Origin of the sequence: Saccharopolyspora antibiotica (assembly GCF_047200635.1) — a bacterium.
GTDB lineage: Bacteria > Actinomycetota > Actinomycetes > Mycobacteriales > Pseudonocardiaceae > Saccharopolyspora_C.
The window spans coordinates 82964-103949 of sequence record NZ_JBJZOI010000017.1 but is presented as its reverse complement, the minus strand read 5'-3'; the positions used below and the strand labels follow the sequence as shown (position 1 = coordinate 103949).

General features: G+C 75.1%; 14 protein-coding genes. 5 read left to right on the top strand and 9 right to left on the bottom strand.

What is annotated here, in order from left to right:
• Positions 1-27: 27 nt before the first annotated feature.
• From lysX to ACL03H_RS15755, 6 genes are all read right to left on the bottom strand, one after another.
• Positions 28-3141, bottom strand: coding sequence for a bifunctional lysylphosphatidylglycerol synthetase/lysine--tRNA ligase LysX (gene lysX, locus ACL03H_RS15780; protein WP_412811991.1), 3114 nt, complete (start codon positions 3139-3141; stop codon positions 28-30).
• 89 nt (positions 3142-3230) lie between these two features.
• Positions 3231-5240 (bottom strand): APC family permease, encoded by a 2010-nt coding sequence (locus ACL03H_RS15775; RefSeq protein WP_412811990.1) that lies wholly within the window; start codon positions 5238-5240, stop codon positions 3231-3233.
• A 210-nt stretch (positions 5241-5450) separates the two neighbouring features.
• Positions 5451-7226: a WXG100 family type VII secretion target gene (locus tag ACL03H_RS15770; protein WP_412811989.1), complete on the bottom strand. Its 1776-nt coding sequence runs from the start codon at positions 7224-7226 to the stop codon at positions 5451-5453.
• Positions 7226-7537, bottom strand: a complete 312-nt coding sequence (locus ACL03H_RS15765; RefSeq protein WP_412811988.1) for a hypothetical protein — start codon at positions 7535-7537, stop codon at positions 7226-7228. Before ACL03H_RS15765 ends, ACL03H_RS15770 begins: the two co-directional genes overlap by 1 nt.
• A 398-nt stretch (positions 7538-7935) precedes the next feature.
• Positions 7936-8409, bottom strand: a complete 474-nt coding sequence (locus tag ACL03H_RS15760; RefSeq protein WP_412811987.1) for a DUF4190 domain-containing protein — start codon at positions 8407-8409, stop codon at positions 7936-7938.
• Between the two features lie 328 nt (positions 8410-8737).
• The gene (locus ACL03H_RS15755) at positions 8738-10129 is read right to left on the bottom strand and encodes an NAD-dependent succinate-semialdehyde dehydrogenase (RefSeq protein WP_412811986.1); all 1392 of its coding nucleotides are present in this window, start codon (positions 10127-10129) and stop codon (positions 8738-8740) included.
• Between the two features lie 140 nt (positions 10130-10269).
• Here ACL03H_RS15755 and ACL03H_RS15750 point away from each other — a divergent pair, with 140 nt between their 5' ends.
• Positions 10270-11154, top strand: coding sequence for a LysR family transcriptional regulator (locus ACL03H_RS15750; protein WP_412811985.1), 885 nt, complete (start codon positions 10270-10272; stop codon positions 11152-11154).
• A 67-nt stretch (positions 11155-11221) separates the two neighbouring features.
• Here the strand turns inward: ACL03H_RS15750 and ACL03H_RS15745 are convergent, their stop codons facing one another.
• Positions 11222-13042, bottom strand: coding sequence for an Hsp70 family protein (locus tag ACL03H_RS15745; RefSeq protein ID WP_412811984.1), 1821 nt, complete (start codon positions 13040-13042; stop codon positions 11222-11224).
• Between the two features lie 396 nt (positions 13043-13438).
• Here ACL03H_RS15745 and ACL03H_RS15740 point away from each other — a divergent pair, with 396 nt between their 5' ends.
• Positions 13439-14641, top strand: a complete 1203-nt coding sequence (locus tag ACL03H_RS15740) for a hypothetical protein (protein WP_412811983.1) — start codon at positions 13439-13441, stop codon at positions 14639-14641.
• 73 nt (positions 14642-14714) lie between these two features.
• Here the strand turns inward: ACL03H_RS15740 and ACL03H_RS15735 are convergent, their stop codons facing one another.
• Positions 14715-15605 carry a dihydrodipicolinate synthase family protein gene (locus ACL03H_RS15735; RefSeq protein ID WP_412811982.1) on the bottom strand — a complete coding sequence of 297 codons (891 nt, stop codon included), beginning with the start codon at positions 15603-15605 and terminating at the stop codon, positions 14715-14717.
• Between the two features lie 192 nt (positions 15606-15797).
• A complete protein-coding gene (gene manD / locus ACL03H_RS15730) occupies positions 15798-17036 on the bottom strand; it encodes a D-mannonate dehydratase ManD (protein ID WP_412811981.1) in 1239 nt (412 codons plus the stop codon).
• Between the two features lie 178 nt (positions 17037-17214).
• On the opposite strand from manD, the gene ACL03H_RS15725 reads away from it, so the two are divergent.
• From ACL03H_RS15725 to ACL03H_RS15715, 3 genes are read left to right on the top strand one after another with little or no spacing between them, the layout of a single operon-like run.
• Entirely contained in the window at positions 17215-18213 is a 999-nt protein-coding gene (locus tag ACL03H_RS15725) for a LacI family DNA-binding transcriptional regulator (RefSeq protein WP_412811980.1), read from the top strand.
• 36 nt (positions 18214-18249) lie between these two features.
• Complete coding sequence (uxaC, locus tag ACL03H_RS15720; RefSeq protein ID WP_412811979.1) at positions 18250-19662, top strand: glucuronate isomerase; 1413 nt, start codon at positions 18250-18252, stop codon at positions 19660-19662.
• A 2-nt stretch (positions 19663-19664) separates the two neighbouring features.
• Positions 19665-20921, top strand: a complete 1257-nt coding sequence (locus tag ACL03H_RS15715; RefSeq protein WP_412811978.1) for a mannitol dehydrogenase family protein — start codon at positions 19665-19667, stop codon at positions 20919-20921.
• Positions 20922-20986: the final 65 nt, after the last annotated feature.

Here is a 20986-nt window from a genome sequence, read left to right as displayed (position 1 = left end):
GACAGTGGCGGCTAACCGCCAGCCCGCCTAGCCGGTGCCGATGAGCAGGACGAGCAGCCGGCCGACGTCGAGGTCCAGGACCCCGGCGGGCGGAATCCCGTCCTCCAGCGCGCTCAGCAACCGCTCGCCCGCCTCGTCCTCGGCCTCACTGAGCAGCCGGTCGCGCAGGTGCGCGCGGCGCGCGAGCGGATCGCTCGGCTCGGTGCCGGTGCACGCGAGACGGGCGCCGCGCACCACGAGCTCGGCGCGCCCGACCGGGCGCGGGGCGAACCGGTCGTCGCGCCCGTCGTCCGCCGGGTGGCCGGCGCACCACGTCGGCTCGACGGTCCTCGGCCGCACCAGCTCGTCGAAGGCCCGCGCGACCATCCGGCCGGGCGGATCGTCGTCGTCCACGCGCACTCCCGCCGACCGGCACGCCGCCCGCAGCGCGGCGGTGGAACCACCGGGGAGGCCCAGCGCCCGGGACACCGCCTCCCGCACGTCGAGCACCGGCCGGTCGGCGGTGAGCGAGCGCGGCGGCCAGTCGTCCGCCGCCGCGGAACCGAACACCGCGATCGTCGCGGCCCGCAGCAGGTCCACGACGAGCTCCCGCATCCCGGCCTCGCCGACGTAGGCCTCGTAGGCGCGCAAGGAAGCGGATTCCCACGGGTCCTCGCCGTCGCCGAACCGGAGCGCGAACACCCGCTCCGCCCCGGCCGCGCGCATCCGCGCCAGGGAGACCAGCGCGCCGAGCTCGGCGGAAGTTCCCTGCGCCGCCACGGGTTCGGCCTCCACGTGGCCGTGCTCGCGCAAGACCTCCCGCAACGCTGCCACGAGCGCGCCGCGCGCTCGCAGCACCTGCACCGGATCCGGCGCGGAGCCCCGCACCAGGTGCCGCGGCCGCGACCGGGTTCCGCGCCCGCGCGCCGCCCGCGGCGGGCGGAGGCTCTTGGCGGTCATCGTCCAGCTCCGCGCCCGCACTGACAGCTCGCCGCGCCGGGTGGTGATGACCTCGCCGCGGATCCCGACGTGGTCGCCGGTGTCGACGTGGTCCCGCCACGGGCCCAGCACCGCCGAGTCCAGCAGGACCTGGACCGAGCCGGTTGAGTCGTCCAGCACGGCGAAGCACACCCCGCCGAGGTCCCGGATCGCCGTGACGCGGCCCGCCACGACCACCTCGCGCGCGGTGTGCGAATCCGGTGGCAGGCCGCCGAATTCCGCGACCAGGTCCTCCACGGTGGTGTTCCGGGCGAACGTCGCGGGATACGGCTCGACCCCCGCGTCGCGCAGGTGCCGCAGCCGTTCCAGGCGCCGCCGCTCGGGCCCGTCGCGAGGCGGGGCCGCGGCGGCGCGCTCGGCCGCCGCCTCCACCTCGCGGACCCCGGCGACGAGGTCGTCTTGCACCGCCCCGGCCGGGGTCACCCCGCGCGGGAGCCGCCGCCCGGCGGGCAGGAATCCCTCCAGCGCCCCGGCGGCCAGCGCGACCCGGGTCAGCGACCGGGCGGCCGGGTAGCACAGGAAGCGGGGCACCCAGTCCGGGTCGTACTTCGCGTTCGCCCGGTAGAGCGATTCCAGCTGGTAGAAGCGGGACGGGACGGTGAGCACCGCCCGCCACGCCCGCAGCACCGGGCCGGCGCCGAGCCGCTCCCCGGAGGCGAAGACGGACCGGAACATCGCGAAGTTCAGGGAGACGCGGCGGATTCCGAAGCGGGGCGCCTCCGCCATCAGGCAGGCGATCAGGTACTCGTTCAGCCCGTTGTCCGCCCCGGGATCGCGCCGCATCAGGTCCAGCGACGCGCCGCGCCGCCCCCACGGCACGAAGGACATCAGCGCGCGCAGTCCTCCTCCGGCGTCCCGCGCTTCGAGCATCAGGCACCGGCCGTCGGTCGGGTCCCCGAGGCGGCTCAGCGCCATCGAGAACCCCCGCTCGGCGCGGTCCCGCCGCCACCGCTGCGCGACGGCCAGCAGGTCGGCCATCTCGGCGCGCGGGATGTCCGCGTGCCGGCGCAGCCGCGCGGTGTACCCGGCCCGCTCGACGCGGTGCACCGCCTGGCGCAGCGCGCCGCGTCCCGGTCCGGAGAGCTGGAAGTCCCGCACCCGCAGCACCGCTTCGTCGCCCAGCTCCAGCGCGCGCAGGCCGAAGTCGGAGTACAGCCGCGCTGCCCGCTCCCCGGCGCCGAGCGCACCGGGGGTCCACCCGTAGGTGCGAGCCTCCTCCAGCCAGGCCCGCACCGCGCGCGGCCAGGCGCCGGGATCGCCGACGGGATCCGCGCTCGCGATGCTGGCCCCGCCGATGACCTGGTAGGTGATCGCGGCTCCGCCGTCGGGGGAGAACAGCACGTTCTTGTCCCGCCGGGTGGCGAAGTAGCCCAGCGAGTCGGGTTCGCCGTGCTCGGCCAGCAGCGTCCGCAGCCGGATCTCGTCCTCGTCGGTGCGCCGTCGCCGCCGTCGCGTTCCGCGGAAGAAGGCGTACAGCGCCGCGCCCAGCACGCTCGTGGCCGCCAGGTCCAGCAGCAGGTCCAGCCAGGCAGGCCCGGTGCCGGCCCCGACCCGGTGCAGGCCCAGCAGCCCGCCGACGGAGCGGTCGGCCGCCCACCAGAACCGGTCGGACGTGCCGGCGACCGTGCCGGGGAACGCCTCGGTCAGCCCCCAGCCCGCGAGCACCACCGCGACGATCCCGCCGACGCACACCAGCAGCGCGTGCCGCCACGCGCCCGGCGCCAACCGGGCGGGGAACGCGGGCCGCGCGGTGGCCAGCAGCGCGGCGGTTCCCAGCGCGATCAGCGCTTCGGCCGCCAGCGCCCCGGCACCGGCCGGTCGCCCGGCCAGCTGCCCCGGTTCCGCCAGCCCCGGTACCCGGGGCGCGGCGACGTGGGTGCCGACGCTGGTGGCCAGGCCGCCGAACTGGAACAGCAGCAGGGTGTTCAGGGCCGCCCGCTTGCGGCCGCGCAGCGCGGCTCCCAGCACGACGAGCACCAGGACGTTGACGACGTTGCCCGCGACGGGGACGTTCACCAGCCCGAACAGGAAGACCGTCCAGCGCGCGAACGCGTCGTGCCCGTCCCGCACCAGCAGCACCGCCGAGACGCAGGCGCCGAGCTGGACCAGCGCGGTCACCGCGACGGCGACCGCCGGCCCCCAGGACGCACGCGCTCCGACCATCCCCTCAACCCCCGCCGGGCGATTCTGGCCGCCCGCCGGGCCCCGTGCCACTCACGACCGGTTCGGCCGGGCGCGCTGCCAAAGCCGGACTACCGGCCGGAGGGCCGGTCCGGGCCGGTGATGCCGCGCCGGAGCTCACCGGGCCTGCGGGGCTCCGGTTCGTGGTAGCGGTCGTGGGACGGCGGGAGCTGCCAGGGGACGCTGGTGACCATGACGCCCGGTTCGAACCGCAGCCGCGCCTTCAGCCGCAGCGCGCTCTGGTTGTGCAGCGCGTTCTCCCACCAGCGGCCGAAGACGTACTCCGGGACGTAGACGACGACCAGCTCGCGCGGGTTCGCCCTCCGCAGCGCGCGGACGTGGTGCACGACGGGCCGGGTGATCTCCCGGTACGGCGATTCGAGCACCTTGAGCGGAACGGGGATCGCGCGGCGCTCCCAGGCCTCCTCCAGCTCCCGGGTGTCGGCGTCCTCGACGTTGACGGTGATGGCGGTGAGGTCGTCGGGGCGGGTGGCCCGCGCGTAGGCGAGCGCTCGCAGGACCGGCTTGTGCACGTGGGACACCAGCACCAGCGCGTGCACGCGGGAGGGGAGGGTGGCGTCGGAGTCCGCCGGTTCGAGTTCCCGCTGCACCTGGTCGTAGTGGCGGCGGATGCTCCGCATCGCGACGAACAGCACCGGGACCACGATCACGACCAGGTAGGCGCCGTGCGAGAACTTGGAGACGAGCACGATCACCAGCACCAGACCGGTCATCGAGGCCCCGGCCCCGTTGATCAGCCTGGCGCGGCGCCGGACCCTCCGCGCCGCGCGATCGGCGGTGGTCATCTCCCGGTTCCAGTGCCGCACCATGCCCGCTTGGGCGAGGGTGAACGAGGTGAACACGCCGAGGATGTAGAGCTGGATGAGGCGGGTGGTCGATCCCTCGAACACCCAGATCAGGGCTCCGGCGGCGGCCGCCAGCAGCACGATGCCGTTGGAGAACGCGAGCCGGTCGCCGCGCGTGTGCAGCTGCCGGGGCATGTACCGGTGCCGCGCCAGCAGGGAGGTCAGCATGGGGAAGCCGCTGTAGGCGGTGTTCGCCGCCAGGACCAGGATCAGCGTGGCCGCGGCCTGGACGTAGTAGAAGCCCGGGCTGGTCTCCCCGCCGAACACCGCCGCCGCGATCTGGGCGATGACGGTGAGCTGGGGTTCGGCCGCGCAGTCGCCGGGGAAGCCGATCAGGTCGCAGGGGTTCTCCGCGTAGTGCACGCCGGTGATCAGCGCCAGGGCGGTGACCCCCGAGAACATCGTGATCGCGATCAGCCCCGTCGCGGCCAGCGTGGCCGCCGCGTTGCGCGCCTTGGGCTTGCGGAACGCGGGCACGCCGTTGGAGACCGCCTCCATGCCGGTCAGGGCGGTGCAGCCGGAGGCGAACGCCCGCAGCAGCAGGAGCAGCAGCGCGAACGTGGACCACGAGGTCTGCTCCGGGCGGATCTCGTAGGCCGCGCTGCGGGCCACCGGCGCGGCCCCCGCCAGCACCTGCGCCAGCCCGGTGCCGATCATGACCAGCACGCCCGAGATGAACAGGTAGCTCGGCAGGGCGAACGCGCGCCCCGACTCGCGCATCCCGCGCAGGTTCATCGCCGTCAGCGCGATGACGAACCCGATGCAGATCTCCACCCGGTAGGGGTTCAGCCCGGTGAACGCCGAGATGATGTTGTCCACTCCCGCGGAGACCGAGACCGCCACGGTGAGCACGTAGTCGACCATCAGCGCCGCGGCCACGACCAGACCCGCCGAGGGGCCGAGGTTCTGCGCGGCCACGGTGTACGAACCGCCGCCGGAGGGGTAGGCGCGCACGACCTGGCGGTAGGAGATCGTCACGACCGCCAGCAGGACCACCACCGCCGCCGCGGCCCACCACGCCAGGTGCAGCACCGCCACCCCGCCCAGCGCCAGCACCAGCAGGATCTCCTGGCTCGCGTAGGCGACCGAGGAGAACGGGTCGCTGGCGAACAGGGGAAGCGCCAGCCGCTTCGGCAGCAGGGTCTCGGCGACCTGGTCGCTGCGCACGGGCCGACCCACGACCAGCCGCTTCACCCACCCCGCAGCCCCCAGCACGCCCGGAGCATAGGGGCGCGCGCGCCCCACGACGCGCCTCGGAACCCTCCCGGGTGAATCGGTCCCGGCCCCGCGCTCACCGGTGTCGCGCCGCCCCGGAGGCGGTGCGGAGCTGGCTGGTGCATCGGTGCTCCTGATCGCCCGGCGGTCGATCGGTGGCGGCAGCCGCCCCCGTGATCGACCACAACCCGGCCCGGCCGGATCCCGGGTTCATCGCATCGCGTTGAGCTGGTCGCGCGTGAAGGTCTCGGTGGACTTCAGGCCCGTTCGGAGCAGGATCTCCTCGACACCGCCGTCGGGGAGCGCGCGGTTGCCCGCGGTGCCGACGGCGACTCCGCGCACGCCCCCGGCGAGCGCGCCGAACAGCACGTCGCGCTCGGTGGAGCCCGGTGCCCGGCTCCCGTTCGCGATGCCCGCCGCCGACTGCGCGGCCGCGCCGGTCGCGCCCTTGGCCACGTCGCGCGCGCTCTCGTGGAAGAGGATCACCGGCCACGGTTTGACCGCGCCGAAGGAGGCCCGCCAGCCGTTGTGCCGCCACAGCTCCCGGAGCCGGGCGCCGAACGGCGCGCCCGCGTTGAACCGGGTGGCCGCCGACCGGAGCTCGTCCGAGGCCGCCAGCATCCGCCGCAGCTCGGCGACGACTCCGTCCGCCTGGTCCGCCTCGCGCCCCGCCGCGTTCGCCGAGTCCCGCGCGGCGTCGAGCTCCCGCACCGCCCGGTCGTGCTGGTCGCGCAGCGCGGTCGCTTCCCGGCGGGAGCCGTCGTGCTCGGACCTGGCCCGGCGCGCGGCCGCCTCGGCGTCGTCGAGCCAGCCCCGTTGAGGCGAGTGCTGGTACACGGCCAGGAGGCTCTCCGCGCGCCAGAGCCGCTGTTCGGCGTCGTTCACGCGGCCGCGCGCCGCCCGCCACGCGGAACGGGCGCGCGCCTCGCCGGACTCCGCGTCGCGCAGCGCGGATCGGGCGGCGGTGAGCTCGTCCTGGGCCCGCGACGCCCGCGCCTGCGCGATGCCCGCCTCGTCGGTGAGGCGGCGCCGTTCGCGCGGGTGGCCGCGCACCCCGAGCTCGCGGGCACCGGACCGGGCGCTGTCGAGCTCGCGCAGCTCCTGCTCCCGTCGCGCGCGCGGGGCCGCTTCCGGTGGCGCCGCCTCCCGGCCGCCCGGCGAGGTCCACCGCAGCGATCGCACGCCCTCGTCGATCTGGCCGGCGAACGTCGCGAACTCGGGGCGCCCGTCCGGCGTGCGCGCGACCTCGCCGGACGGGCCGATCTTCTTCGACACCCCGCTGCCGCTGATCCCGCCGAACGCGCCGCCGACGCCGAGGCTGATCGCCGCGTTGGTGAACAGGTGCCCCGGATCGGTGCCCTTGCCCGTGATTCCCGACGCCGTGCTGGTGGCGGCGAGATCGATGGCGAAGTCCCGCGTGCCCTCGACCAGGGCCCGGCCGTAGCCGAAGCTGAAGGCCTCCCCGCGCCAGCTCCGCTGCGCCAGCTGCTTGATCGCGGTGCGCGCCGAGGCGAGCCATCGGGTGAGCGTGGCCAGCACCTCGCCGAGCAGGGCGAGCATCCGGTTCGACTGCGCGACCAGGGTCGCGATGTACGCCTCCGCGGTCGCGACGAGCGGCGGGAAGAACGCCGCCGCCGCGATGTAGGCGATCAGCGCCGCGACCTGGATCGCGATCTCCACGAGGACGTCCGAGATCCGCTGCTGCTGGTGCGCGTGCTGCTCCAGCGCGCGCGCCACGTCCTCGCAGCGGTCGGACAGCGCGTCGAGACCTCCGGTGAGGCCGCCGGTGGAGCTGTGGAAGGCGTCCGCCGCGGGCCCCGACCAGTCGCCACCCGCCCGCGAGCGGGCGAGCCGGGAGCGGATCTCCGCCTCGTGGCCGCGCAGCTCCGCGGCGAGACCGCTCCACGCCCGCGCCTGGGCCTGGAGCGCGGCGGGGTCGCCGGTCCGCAGCGCAGCGCTGATGGCGGCGTCGCCCTGCTGGCTCATCAGGCGCGTCCCGGGCGCCCGGCGATCCGCGCCGACTCGTCCTCGGCGGACCGGTAAGCACGGGCCTGCGCCTCCAGCGCGTCCGCGCGGGCGTGCAGTTCTTCCACCTGGTCCCGCATTCCGCCGACGACCGCGTGCACGATCTCCAGCGCTTCCGCCGCCGCCGCATCCGATTCGAGCAGCTGTCCGAATCCGGTCGCCTGGAGTCCGCTCGCGAACCGGTCGCCCGAATCGCGCACGCCCTCGGCCGCGTCGCGGAGGGATGCCGCGGTCCTCGTGAGGTGTCCGGAGTCCACCGAAACGAGCTGCACCCTGCTGCCTCCTCTTCCCCGTCACGATCGCCGGTGCCGTGCGGTCGAGAGATTCCAGCAGGAGATTGGTGCACCGCAAGGGAAAACTGCGGCTGGTGATCTTTCCGACAGCCTGGTCGCGGCGCATCGCCCGATGTTCACCTGCCGTGCACCGCCCGATAAGCCCGGTGCTGGCCGGGCATCACCGAGGTCTGCGGCGCGAACCCGCCCGGCGCGGGGAACGGGACTGTCCCGGTGGCGCCGAGAGTCGGCGAGGTTCGACGGAACGGCGCGCGCTCCGGCCCGCTGCTTCTGCGGCGGGGGAGCAACGCCGGTTCTTCGGCCGGTGCGGAGTTCACGTGCGCGGGCGGCGGGCCCACCGCACCGGGGGGACCCGCCGCCCGAGGTCGCGGCCGGGGTCAGGTCATCATCTCGCCGAACTGCTGCTGCACCGGCCCGATGATGTCCGGGTTCATCGCTCCCAGGGTGAGCGCGATGCCCGCGAGGATCCCGAGCACCAGCGCGATGGTGCCCATCACCAGCCCGGCGGTCGCCAGGCCCTTGCCGGTCCGATGCGGCTGGCCGGCCTGCTTGCGCCCGAGGATGCCGAAGACGATGGCGACGATCCCCAGCAGGATCGCCAACGGCGCCAGCACGGCCGGGAGCACGCAGAACAGGGCCAGCAGCCCGAGCACGAGGGCGGTCACGGCCATGGGGCTGTTCGTGACCTGCTGCACCGATCCCGGCGAGCCGGTCGTCCACGAGGTCTCCGCAGCGGGATCCTGGCGCGGTTCGGCGCGGCTCGCGCCGCTGTGCTCCTCGGCCCCGTTCCCGTCGGGCCGGCGTGGGTCGTTCCGGTGCTCCACGTCGTGCGAGTCGTGCGAATGTGTCATGGCCGTTCTCTCCCCCGCGCGGATCTCGGCGGCCATCGCGCCGCCCTGCGTGCGCTCCTCGGGTGCCCTGCCCGGTCGGGCGGGCAAACCCACCCGGAACCGGGTGCCCAGCGCGACCGGGTGCGGAGCGGGAGCGGACGAGCGGCAGCGCGAGGAATCCATTGGCGGGCGCGTTCCGGAGCGGGAAGCGGTGCCTCCGGGCACCTCGGCAGCGGCCCCCGCGTCCGCCGCCGAGGGCGGGCCGCCGACCGGCCGGACGCGCCCCGCGCGGGCAGGTCTCCGGCCGCGACGTGGGATCGAACCCCGCCAGCTCCCGGGCCGCGGGCGGTCAGGAGTCGGGCCAGTCGACCGACAGGTACTGGGTTTCGGTGAACTGGTGCAGCCCCTCCTGGCCGCCTTCCCTGCCGAGGCCGCTCTGCTTGAGGCCGCCGAAGGGAGCGGAGGGATCGGAGACGATGCCGCGGTTGATGCCGACCATGCCCGCGTCCACGGCCTCGCCGATCCGGAGCGCGTGCCCCAGGTCCCCGGCGTAGACGTAGGCGGCGAGGCCGAGCTCGGTGGCGTTGACCTGGCGGATCAGCTCGTCCTCGTCGTGCCAGGTGACCACCGGGGCGATCGGGCCGAAGATCTCCTGCCCGAGGACGCGGGCACCGGCGGGCACGTCGGCGAGCACGGTCGGTGCGGCGAAGTGCCCGCCGGTGCCGGTGGGGAGCGCGGCCCGGGCGGCCACGCGGGCCCCGTCGGCGAGCGCCGAGTCCACCAGCGCGTCGAGCGCGGAGGCCGCCTTCGCGCTGATCACCGGGCCGATCTCCGCGCCGGGGTCGGATCCCGGCCCGACGCGCAGCGCGGCGACCCGGGCGCCGAACCGGTCGAGGAAGTCCGCCGCGATCTCCTCGTGCACGTAGAACCGGTTGGCGGCGGTGCAGGCCTGCCCGCCGTTGCGGAACTTCGCGATCATCGCTCCGGAGACCGCGGCGTCCAGGTCGGCGTCCGCGGTGATCACGAACGGGGCGTTGCCGCCCAGCTCCATCGAGGTGGTGAGCACCTGGTCGGCGGCCTGGCGCAGCAGCAGCCGCCCCACCGCCGTCGAGCCGGTGAACGACAGCTTGCGCACCCGCGGGTCCTCCAGCCAGGTGGTGACGACGGCCGCCGCGTCGGTCGTGGTGACGAGGTTGACCACGCCACCGGGCAGGCCCGCCTCGGCCAGCAGGTCCGCGATGGCCAGCGCGGTCAGCGGGGTCTCGGCCGCGGGTTTGACCACGGCGGTGCAACCCGCCGCCAGCGCGGGCGCGATCTTGCGGGTCGCCATGGCCGCCGGGAAGTTCCACGGCGTGACGAGCGCGGCGATCCCGACGGGGCGGTGGGTGACGAGCGTGCGGGCTCCGCCCGCCGGGGCCGGCCCGTAGGCACCGCCCGGGCGGACGGCTTCCTCGGCGTACCAGCGGAAGAACTCGGCCGCGTAGGTGACCTCGCCGAGGGCGTCGGCCCGGGACTTGCCGTTCTCCGCGACGATCAGGTCGCCGAGGCGGTCGCGGTCGCGCACCATCAGCTCGAACGTGCGATGCAGGACCTCCGAGCGCTGCCGCGCGGGCAGCGCGGCCCAGGCGCCCGCGCTCGCCGCCGCGGCGTCGACGGCGGCGATCGCCTCGGCCCGCCCGCCCTCGGGGACGGTCGCGATGATCTCCCCGGTGGCGGGGTCTTCGACGGGGAACTCGGTCACGGGGGAGCCCTTCCTCGATGTGCTGGACGGCCCCGCGACGACTCGGCGGCGGGAGCCCGGGATCATCCTCGGACCGCGCGCCCATGCCGTCCAATGCCGATTCGGCTCCCGTCCCATGCCCTGCTGGCATACTCCGCGGCGTGGAGCTGCGCAGCCTGCGGTACTTCGTCGCGGTCGCCGACCTGGGGTCGGTCAGCGCGGCGGTCGACGTCGTCCGGATCACCCAGCCCGCGCTGTCCCGCCGGATCCACCAGCTCGAACGCGAACTGGGGCTGCGCCTGTTCGACCGGACCGGTGCCCGGCTGGAGCTGACCGCGGCGGGACGGCACTTCCTGCCGGCGGCCCGGGAGGTGCTGCGCAGCGCCGAGGCCGCGCGGGCCGCGGCCGACGCGCTCGCGGCGGGGAGGCTGAGCCACCTGGCCATCGCCGCGCCCACCACGACGTTCACCGACGTGATCGCCCCGTTCCTCGCGACCTTCGGCCCGCGGGATCCGCTGCCGACACCCGTGGCGCCCGCCGGGACCGAGGCGCTGCGCCACGGCGCCGACCTGGCCATCGCCACCGCCGTGCCCGAACCCGCGTGGCGGCACCGGGCGCTGGCCGCGCTGCCGCTGTGGGCGTACGTGCCCGCCGGACATCGTTGGGGCGCGCGGGAATCCGTGCGCTTGGCCGAGCTGGCCGCCGAACCGCTGATCGTGCTCGAACCCGAGCTCCGGCCGCGCCTGATCCTGCGGGACGCGCTGGCCGCCGCCGAGCTCGCGCCGGAGGAGCAGATCGTGTGCGGCGATGCCCAGGTGGCGCAGGCGCTGGCGGCGGCGGGCCGGGGAGTCGCCGTGGTCTCCGACGACGCGCGCTTCGGCCTGCACGGCCTGCGGATCGAGGGGCCGCGAGGACCGCTGCGGATCAAGCTGTACGCGGCCTGGTCACCCCGGCACCACGCCGCCGGGGTGCTGGCCGGGATCGCCGAGCGGTTGCGCGAGTTCTGCGCCGACCGCTACGGCGCGGACGTGCTCCCGCCGGAGTGACGCGGTCCGGCGGTCCCGCCGCTGCTCTCGGACCGCCTCCGGAACTCGCCCGACCGCGCGTCGCGGGTCAGAGGACCTCGTCGCAGTCCAGGTCGGCCGCGGCGCCGGGTTCCCAGCGGACGTCCGAGAAGGTGACGTCCAGCCGGTCGTCGGAGAACACCAGGAACGGGGTGTCCACCTGGTCCGGCTCGGACGACGGATCGAGCTGGTTCGGCGGCACCCCCGGTGGGCGCGGATCGCTCTCGGCGAAGCAGGACAGCGGGATCGCGACCCGGGTCGGGGTTCCGGGCGGGATGCGGCGGAACAGCTCGGTGGCGGAGCGCTCGACCCCGCACGGGTAGGTGCAGTGCAGGCCGATCCCGACGTAACCGGCGGGCGGTGAGTGGACCTCAGCGGTGAACACCAGGGCCCCGTCGTGCTCCAGGAACGCCGGGAAGTCGATCGAGGCGAGGCCCTTCTGGACCTGCACGTAGAGCTGGGCGGGCAGGTCGCCGGTCCAGGTGGCGCGGAGGCCGTCCGCGGCCGGATCGACGCGCAGCGCTCCGTCCGGCTCGTGGGAGAAGTCGGCGCCCTGCCAGTTGTTCTCGTCCGAACCGACGAAGCCGGACAGGCCGGGAGCGACCTCTCCCGAGTAGATCGCCTTGGGCCGGGGGGTGTCCGCGGTCGTGATGAACGAGGTGGCCGCGAGGCCGGCCAGCAGCGCGGCCCCCACCGCGCCACCGGCCACCAGCCACTTCCGGTCCCGCCCCGGCGGCGGGGTCGTCCGCGCTGGTGCCTCGGGCGGGGCGGGCGGCTCGATCGGGGAGCTGACCGGCACCGAGACCGGAGCTTCCACCGGCCGCACCGACAGCTGGGCGGCGCCGAGCGCGACGGTGTACTTGGGGTGCAGGGCTGCCCGGACGGGCTTGGCGAACTCCTCGGCGATCTGCTGCCGCACCAGCGGGACCTGGGACGAGCCGCCCGCGAGCAGGACGGCGGACAGGTCGCGGATGCGCAGTCCGGCGGACTGGGTGGTCCGGTGCAGCGCGTCGATGGTCAGGCGCACCGTGGGCGCGATCATCTCGTTGAACTGCAGGCGCGTGATGGTGATCTCGCGCGGGCCGGCGGGCATCGGGACGCTCAGGCGCACGTCGGGTTCGGTCGACAGCGCCTCCTTGGCCCGCACGCAGAGCGCCTCGATCTCGGTGAGCGCGGTGGCGTCCCGCGGATCGGACGGGTCGAGCTCGCTGATCGCGCCGTCGAGCCGCTGGTCGAGGTGGGCGCGGATCGCCCGGTCGAAGTCGACGCCGCCGAGCTGCTCGACCCCTTCCGGGGTACCGAGGATCTCCATCCGGCCGTCGCGCATCCGCAGGACGGTGGAGTCGAAGGTGCCGCCGCCGAGGTCGTATACGGCGATGACCTCGCCGTCGCCGAGGCGGCGCTCGGTGGAGTAGTGCGTGGCGGCCGCTTCCGGTTCGGTGAGCAGCCGGACGTCCGGGATGTTCGCGAGCCGGGGGACCTCGGTGAAGTGCTCCCGCCGGTACGGGCCCCAGACCGCGGGGTAGGTCAGCACCACGGATTCCGGCGGTCCTCCGGTGATCCGCGTGGCGGCCGAGATCACGTCGCGCAGCTGCGCGGCCATCAGCGCGGCGGCGGAGTAGGTGGCGCCGCCGAGGAACAGCGGAGCCGGATCGCCCAGGCGGCGCTTGAAGTTCCGGGCCACCTTCCGCGGATCGGTGTCCGGGCTCAGGGCCGCGTCTCCGGTCAGCAAGGCGCCGCCCGGGACGCGGTAGGCGACCGAGGGCACGATCATGGAGGGGGACATCGGCACCATGCGGGTGCTGCCCGGACTGCTGATCGCCGCCGAGGTGAACGACGTTCCGAGATCGATTCCGACGCCGTAGCGCACTGCACAAGCCCCCTCAGATCTTCGGAAAGCACGGCACCATGACTACGTGTGTGATCAACACTAACCCTGGTGCGGCGTGGTGGACATCCCCACCCGGCACCGGATCGGCGCGCGTCCCCGCTGCGCACGGCCGCTCCGGGGAGCGAGGTGCCGGCTCCGCGCCGCGCCGGTCGCACCCCAGCTCGGCGACCGCGCAGGTGACCACGATTCCGAAGCGGCTGACCCGGATTGGTGATCTTGAGCCGCGTAGGCTCTCGCCAGCGATCACCACGACGCCCCCGCCCGCGCGGGGCGGGGAACTCGATGGGAGTCGGCTGAACGACCACCCCGGGGGACGCGGAGCCGGGGGCGGTGGACGAGTTGTCGGACGATCGTGCGAGGGGTGGGTACCCGGAGATGCTCGCGGACCACGGAGCGCGGGCCGCGCTCGAGGAACTGGCGACGACCCTGCCCTGCCCGGTCAGGTTCGGCGGTGACCTCGGGCCGCGACCGCCGGAGGACGTCGAGTCCGGCTTCCACCGCGCGGTCGCCTCCGTGCTGAGCCTGCTCGCGGAGTCGGTGCGGGGCGCGGACGCGGCGCTCGTGGTGGAGTTCGGGCACGACGAGGCGTTGCACGCCAGGGTGGTCTCGACGGCCGTGGCGCTGTCCACGAGCGAGCTGCGCGCCTCCCTCGAAGCCGACGCGGAGCGGATCGCTGCGGTGGGCGGTGCGATCGAGTCCGCCGTGGTCGGCGGCGCGGCGATCGTGACCGTCTCGCTGGGGGGAGCACCGGCGCAGGCGGTCCCGGCCTGGAGCCAGGGCAGCGCGCTCAACCGCCGGTTGCTGGACCTGGTCCGGCAGGGTCGCCGCGCGTTCGCCGAGGAGTCGGAGCAGCAGCGCTGGGAGGCGGTGCGGGAGAGGTTGACGAGTCCGCCGCGCCTGGCCGTGGTCTCCGATCTCCCCGCTGACCCCGATGCGGTCTCCCGCGCGTCGGAGCTGGGGGTCGCGGTGGTCATCGCGGAGGACCCGGCCGACGAGGCGCTGGCCGAGCACTTCCTCAGCGAGGACGATCCGCACGGGTCGATCGACGCGGTGCTCGTCGACGCGCGGCCGGACCTCGGCTTCCTGGCGGCGCTGCGGCGCAGCGGGCAGCGGGTGGAGGTGGTCCAGGACTCGACGGTCGACGAGGCGGCGCGGGAGCTGCTCGCACTGGCCCCGGTGATCGCCGCCCGGCGCGCGCTCGTCTCGTTGCGCGGCCTGGTGCGCGGTCTGTCCGGTGAACATCCGCTGCGGTGGGCCGTGGACCAGCTGGCCACCGAGGCGCACGAGGTCACCGAGCTGGACCTGCTCGACGAGATCCGGGCGGGTGAGATCAGGCTGCGGGAGGAGCTGGTCGAGGACGCGGCGCGGTTGCTCGGCGCGTGCGGTCCCGACCCGCGAGCCCGGCTCGGCCTGGACGCCGCCGACGAGGACGAGCAGGTGCGCGCCGCTGCCGAGGACGCGGTGCTGCGGTGGCGTGCGGAGGCGGGGGGACCGGGACTCGTCGGGCGCAACGCGATGACCTGCGAAGTCCTGGTGCGCACCGCGGAGGGCCTCCTCGACGCGACGCGCACCGCCTGACGGCGGGAAGCCCGCCTCCGGCGCGGGCGGCGGCCCGCGACGCCGCGCTCGGCGAACCGGGTCCGGGCGTCGATCACCCGCGTCCCCGGGCGGCGACCCACTCGGCGGCGGCCGCCAGGACCGCCTCCTGCGGACCGGCGCTGAGCCGGGACGTCGCGCGAGGAATGCGGCCGAGCGCCGCCGCCACCGCTTTCAGGCCGGGGATCGCCGGGGCGCTGAGCTCGGTGACGTCGAAGGCGGCCAGCACGCGGCGGTGCGCCTCGGCGACGTCGGCCCGCCCTTCGCGCACGGCGGCGACCAGGTCGACGAGCTCGTCCGGGAAGAGGTTCGCCAGGCCGCTGACCGCGCCGTCGGCCCCGGCCCACATCGCGGCGGGGATGAGGTCCTCGAAACCGGCGACGATCGCGAAGTCCGGCCGGTGCGGCCGGGTGGCGCGCAGTGCCGCGATCACCGCGAGCAGGTCGCGCACGGTGAGCTTGGCGCCGATCACCCGGGGCTCCTCGGCGGCGAGGCGGCCGAGCAGCCCGGGCGACAGCGGTTGTGCGGTGAGGCCGGGGAAGTCGTACACGACCACCGGAACGCCCGCGGCGTCGGCGACGGCGCTGAAGTGCTCGAAGACGCGGTCGTCGGGCACCTTCCAGTACAGCGGTGGCAGCGCGAGCACGGCGTCGGCACCCGCCTCGGCGGCGTCGGCCGCGAGCGCGCGGGTGTCGTTCGTGGACAGCCCGCTGACCCCGGCGAGCACCGGTACCCGCCCGGCCGCGCTCGCGAGGACGGTGTCCAGGACGGCTCGCCGCTCGGCTCCGGAGAACTCGGTGAACTCGCCGGTCGAGCCCAGCGGGACCAGCCCGTCCGCGCCGCGCGCGATCAGGTCGGTCACGAGTCCGGCGAGCGCGTCGTGATCGATCGCGCCGTCCTCGTGGAGGGGGGTCAGCAGAGCGGGCCACAGACCGGATAGCCGCACGAGCGCTCCATCCTGCGCGGGAAGGCTTGCCTGGTGGGCGATGCCCGGGGGAGAAGGTAGCGGAGAGGAGCGGCCCGCGACAGCGCTGGACGGGTGCCGTGGCACCCGTGCCGGGAGCGGTGCGGTCCGAGCGGCAGCCCGGTGCCCGCCTCGCCGCCCGCCGGCCCCGGGAACACCGGCGCGGGCCACCGGTCACCAGTCGTGCAGGGTCCCGTCGAGCAGGCGGTTCGTCGGGAGGTAGGCCGGTTCGTACTCGTACCGCGCGGCCAGCTCCTCGTCGACGTGCACGCCCAGGCCCGGTTCCTCGCTCGGCCGCAGGCCACCGCCGGAGAAGTCGAGGGTCGTGCCGAAGACCTCCCCGGTCCGCTCGCTGTGCACCATGTACTCCTGGATGCCGAAGTTGTGCACCGCCAGCCCCAGGTGGACGGCCGCCGACAGGCCGATCGGGGACACGTCGGTCGGGCCGTGCATCCCCGACTTCACCTGGTACATCCCGGCGTAGTCGAGGATCCGGCGCACCCCGGTGATGCCGCCCGCGTGCGTGACGGGGGAGCGGACGTAGTCGATCAGCTGCTCCCGGATCAGCGTCTGGTAGTCCCAGACGGTGTTGAACACCTCGCCGATCGCCAGCGGGGTCGTGGTGTGCTGGCGGACCAGCCGCAGCGCCTCCTGGTTCTCGGCGGGGGTGACGTCCTCCAGCCAGAACAGGTCGTAGGGCTCCAGCGACCGGCCCAGCCGCGCGGCCTGGACGGGGGTCAGCCGGTGGTGCGCGTCGTGCAGCAGCGCGACCTCCGGTCCGAACTCGTTGCGCACCGCCTCGAACACCGAGGGGACGTGGCGCAGGTAGGCGCGGGTGTCCCAGCTCTCCTCGGTCGGCCGGGGGGAGCGGCGCGCGGGCTCGTAGTCGTAGCGGGTGCCGTCCCCGACCGCCGCCGCCTCGCTGGAGGCCACGCCGTACACCGAGTCCAGCCCCGGCACCCCGGTCTGGATCCGCACCGCGCGGAACCCCTCGGCCAGGTGCGCGCGGACCGAGTCGAACAGCTCGGGCAGGTCCTTGCCGCTGGCGTGGCCGTAGACCAGGCAGCGCTCCCGGCTCGCGCCGCCGAGCAGCTGGTAGAGCGGCAGGCCCGCCACCTTCGCCTTGATGTCCCACAGCGCGGTGTCGACCGCGGCGATCGCGGCCATCGTCACCGGGCCCCGCCGCCAGTAGCCGCCGCGGTAGAGGTACTGCCAGGTGTCCTCGATGCGGTGCGCGTCCCGGCCGAGCAGCAGCGGGGCCAGGTGGTCGCGCAGGTAGGAGGCGACGGAGAGCTCGCGGCCGTTGAGCGTCGCGTCTCCCCAGCCGACGACGCCGTCGGAGGTGGTCAGCTTCAGCGTGACGAAGTTGCGGCCCGGGCTGGTGACGATGACGTCCGCGCTGGCGATGAGCACAACACCACTCCTCCTGCTCGTCGGTGGATCGCCCTCCGGCCCGCTCCCGGAGCGGTCCTGCCGCGGCGATCGGCGTCCGACGCTAGGAGCGCGATCCGGTGGGCGGCAACGCATTGCCACTTGTTGTCACCGCGGCCGGTGTGCTCGATTGGGTGCGGACATCTCCCGGAGGTGAGCGGTGACCGAGCGTCGGCCGACCATCTACGACGTGGCGCGCCGCTGCGGCGTCGCCGCGTCCACCGTGTCCCGCGCCTTCAGCAACCCGGCGCGGGTCAACGCCACCACCCGCGCGCTGGTGCGGGCGGCGGCGGCCGAGATCGGTTACGCGCCGCGCCCGCTCGCCAGGGCCGAGGCGCCGGGCCGGTCGCGCACGCTGATGCTGGTCGTCACCGACATCGCGAACCCCTACTACGCGAGCATGATCAAAGCGGTGCAGGCGCGCGCCATCGAGCACCGCTACACCCTCGCGCTCACCGACAGCGACGAGTCGCCCCAGGTGGAGGCGAGCAACCTGCGCCACCTGCTCGCCGGGTCCAGCGGCGGCATCCTGGCGACCTCCCGGCTCTCCGACGACACCGTGCGGCAGCTCGCCCGGCACCGGCCGCTGGTGGTGGTCAACCGCGAGATCGCCGGGCTGCCGAGCCTGGTCGTCGACACCGCGGGCGGGATGGGCGAGGCCGTGCGGCACCTGGCGGCGCACGGCCACCGCCGCATCGCCTACCTGTCCGGGCCGCGCAATTCCTGGATCAACGGGCAGCGGTGGAACGCGGTGCGGGGCGCCGCGGCCGAACTCGGGGCGCGCGCGGTGTTCCTCGGGCCGCACGCGCCGACCAGGGAAGGCGGTCACGACGCCGCCGAAGCGCTCCTGCTGGACGGGGCGACGGCGGCCATCGCCTACAACGACCTCGTCGCCATCGGCGCGGTGCGACGGCTTCAGCACAGGGGGATCCGGCTGCCGCAGGACCGCAGCGTCGTCGGCTGCGACGACATCTTCGGCGCGGACCTGCTGGTGCCGGGGCTGACCACGGTCGCGGGGCCCACCGGGCAGGTCGGTTCGTGCGCGGTCGACCTGGTGCACGCGGAGCTCACCGGCGGCGTCGCCCGGTCGAGGACCTTCGACGCGCACCTCCGGGTGCGCGGCTCCACCGGACCGGCACCGGCAACCGATGGCAACTAGTTGTCCGGGGGCTCCGGCGGCGCTGATGCTGCGCGCATGGCTGGCAGTTCCCCTCCTCCGCTCGCACCGCACCCGGACCGGCTGCTGCCCAGCGACCCGGTGCAACGCCCCATCGCCCGGCGGCTCCACGAGAGCGTGCGCGATCTCCCCCTGATCAGCCCGCACGGGCACGTCGACCCGGAGCTGCTGGCGGCCGACCGCCCCTTCCCCGACCCGGCCGCGCTGCTGGTCACGCCCGACCACTACGTGACGCGGCTGCTGCACGCGCACGGCGTGCCGCTGCACGCGTGCGGCCTGCCGGGCGGGCCGGAACCCGCGCCGCCCCGGGAGGTGTGGCGGACGTTCTGCTCGCACTGGCGGCTGTTCCTCGGGACCGCCTCCCGGCAGTGGCTGGAAGCGGAGCTGCACGACGTGCTGGGCGTGTCGGTGCAGCCGTCGGCGGAGACCGCGGACGCGCTGTTCGACGAGCTCACCGAACGCCTGAGCCGACCCGAGCTGCGCCCGCGCGCGCTGTACCGCTCGTTCGGCATCGAGGTGCTCGCCACCACCGACGACCCCGCCGACGACCTCCGCCACCACCGGGCGCTGGCCGAGGACCCGGCCTGGCACGGCCGGGTGGTGCCGACGTTCCGGCCCGACCGCTACCTGGACGCGACCAGCGCGAGCTGGCCCGGCGCGCTGGACCGGCTCGCCGCCGCCAGCGGCATCGACACCGGCGACTACCGGGGGTTGATCGCGGCGCTGGAGTCGCGCCGCGAGTACTTCCGGGCGCACGGCGCCACCGCGACCGACCACGGCGCGCCCGATCCGCGGATGGAGTTCCTGCCGGAGAACGAGGCGTCCCGGTTGTTCGACGAGGTGCGCGCCGGCCGGGGAGACGCGGCGCTGCTGTCCCGGCAGCTGCTCGGCGAGATGGCCCGGATGTCCAGCGAGGACGGGCTGGTGCTCGCGCTGCACACCGGCAGCCTGCGCGACCACCACCCGGAGACCTCCGCCCGCTACGGGCCGGACACCGGCCACGACATCCCCACCGGCGCCGAGTTCACCCGCTCCCTGCGGCCGATGCTGCGGCGGTTCGGCACCCACCCGCGGTTCCGCACCGTGCTGTGCACTCTCGACGAGTCGGTGTTCTCCCGGGAACTCGCGCCGCTGGCCGGTTTCTACCCGTCGGTGTACCTGGGCGCGCCGTGGTGGTTCCTGGACGCGCCGCGAGCAATGCGGCGGTTCCGGGACGCCGTCACCGAGACGGCGGGATTCCACCGCACCGCCGGATTCATCGACGACACCCGGGGTTTCTGCTCCATCCCCGCCCGGCACGACACCGCGCGCCGGGTCGACGCCGGGTACCTGGCCTCGCTCGTCGCCGAGCACGTGCTGAGCGAGGAGGACGCCGCGCAGGTCCTGCGCGAGCTCAACGACCTCCAGCCCCGCACCGCCTTCCGGTTGTGATCGTGCGGTTGCGCCGCGAGCACGCACCCGCACCGGTCCGGGCCGTCCACCTGGGACTCGGCGGCTTCCACCGCGCGCACCAGGCCTGGTACACCGCCGCCGACCCCGAGTGGGGCATCGCCGCCTACACCTTCCGCAGCACCGCGCTGCCCCGGGCGCTGGGCGAGCAGGGCGGGCTGTACTCGTTGCTGGTGCGCGGAGCAGCGGGTCCCGCGGTGCGCACCGTGGCCTCGATCAGCCGTGCCCATCCCGGAGGGGACGTCGAGCGGTGGCTGGCCGACCTCGCCGACCCCGAGGTCGCACTGGTCACGCTCACCGTCACCGAGGCGGCCTACCGGCCGTCCGCCCCGGGAGAGGATTCGGCGCTCGCCCGGCTGGTCGCCGGGCTGCGGGCGAGGTTCCGCCGCTGCGCCGCCCCGATCACCCTCGTGCCCTGCGACAACGTGCCCGCCAACGGGGACGTGCTGCGGACGGCGCTGCGGGCGTCGATCCCCGCGTCGGAGGCGGCGTTCGCCGCGTGGGCGGAGACGGGGGTGTCGATCGCGAGCACCGTGGTCGACCGCATCACCCCCGCCACCACCGCCGAGGACGTGCGGGCCGCGCGGGAGCTCACCGGGGTGCACGACGCGGTGCCGGTGGTGACCGAGCCGTTCGCGGAATGGCTGATCGCGGGCGGCTTCGCGGCGGGGCGGCCGCGCTGGGAGCGGGCGGGGGCGCGGTTCACCGGCTCCGTCGACGAGCACCAGCGGCGGAAGTTGTGGCTGCTCAACGGCGCGCACACCCTGCTCGCCTACGCGGGTCCCGCGCGCGGGCGGAGCTCGGTGCGGGAAGCGGTGGACGACGACGTGCTGGCCGGGCTGGTCGAGTCCTGGTGGGACACCGCGTCGCGGCACCTCGCGCTGCCCGCGGCGGAGCTCGCCGAATACCGCGAGCGGCTGCGGCGGCGCTTCGCGGCCCCGGCCATCGAGCACCGGCTCCGGCAGATCGCCGCCGACGGCTCGCAGAAGATCCCGGCGCGCGTCCTCCCGGTGCTGCGGGCCGAGCGGGCGGCCGGTCGGCTGCCGGAGGCGGCGGTCGCCGTGCTGGCCGCGTGGACCGCTCACCTGCGCACCGGTGAGGTGCGGGACGCCCGCGCGGCGGAGCTGGTGCGGTTGGCGGCGTCCGGGGCCCGCGCGCCGCTCGCGGAACTGGATCCCGAACTGGGCGCCGACGACGAGCTGGTGGCCGCGATCGACGCGGAGCTGGGGCGCTTCAGCTGACCCGCGAGCGCGCGCCGCTCGGGACCGAGCGGCGGGGCTGAACGGGCCACGTCGGCGACGGCGGA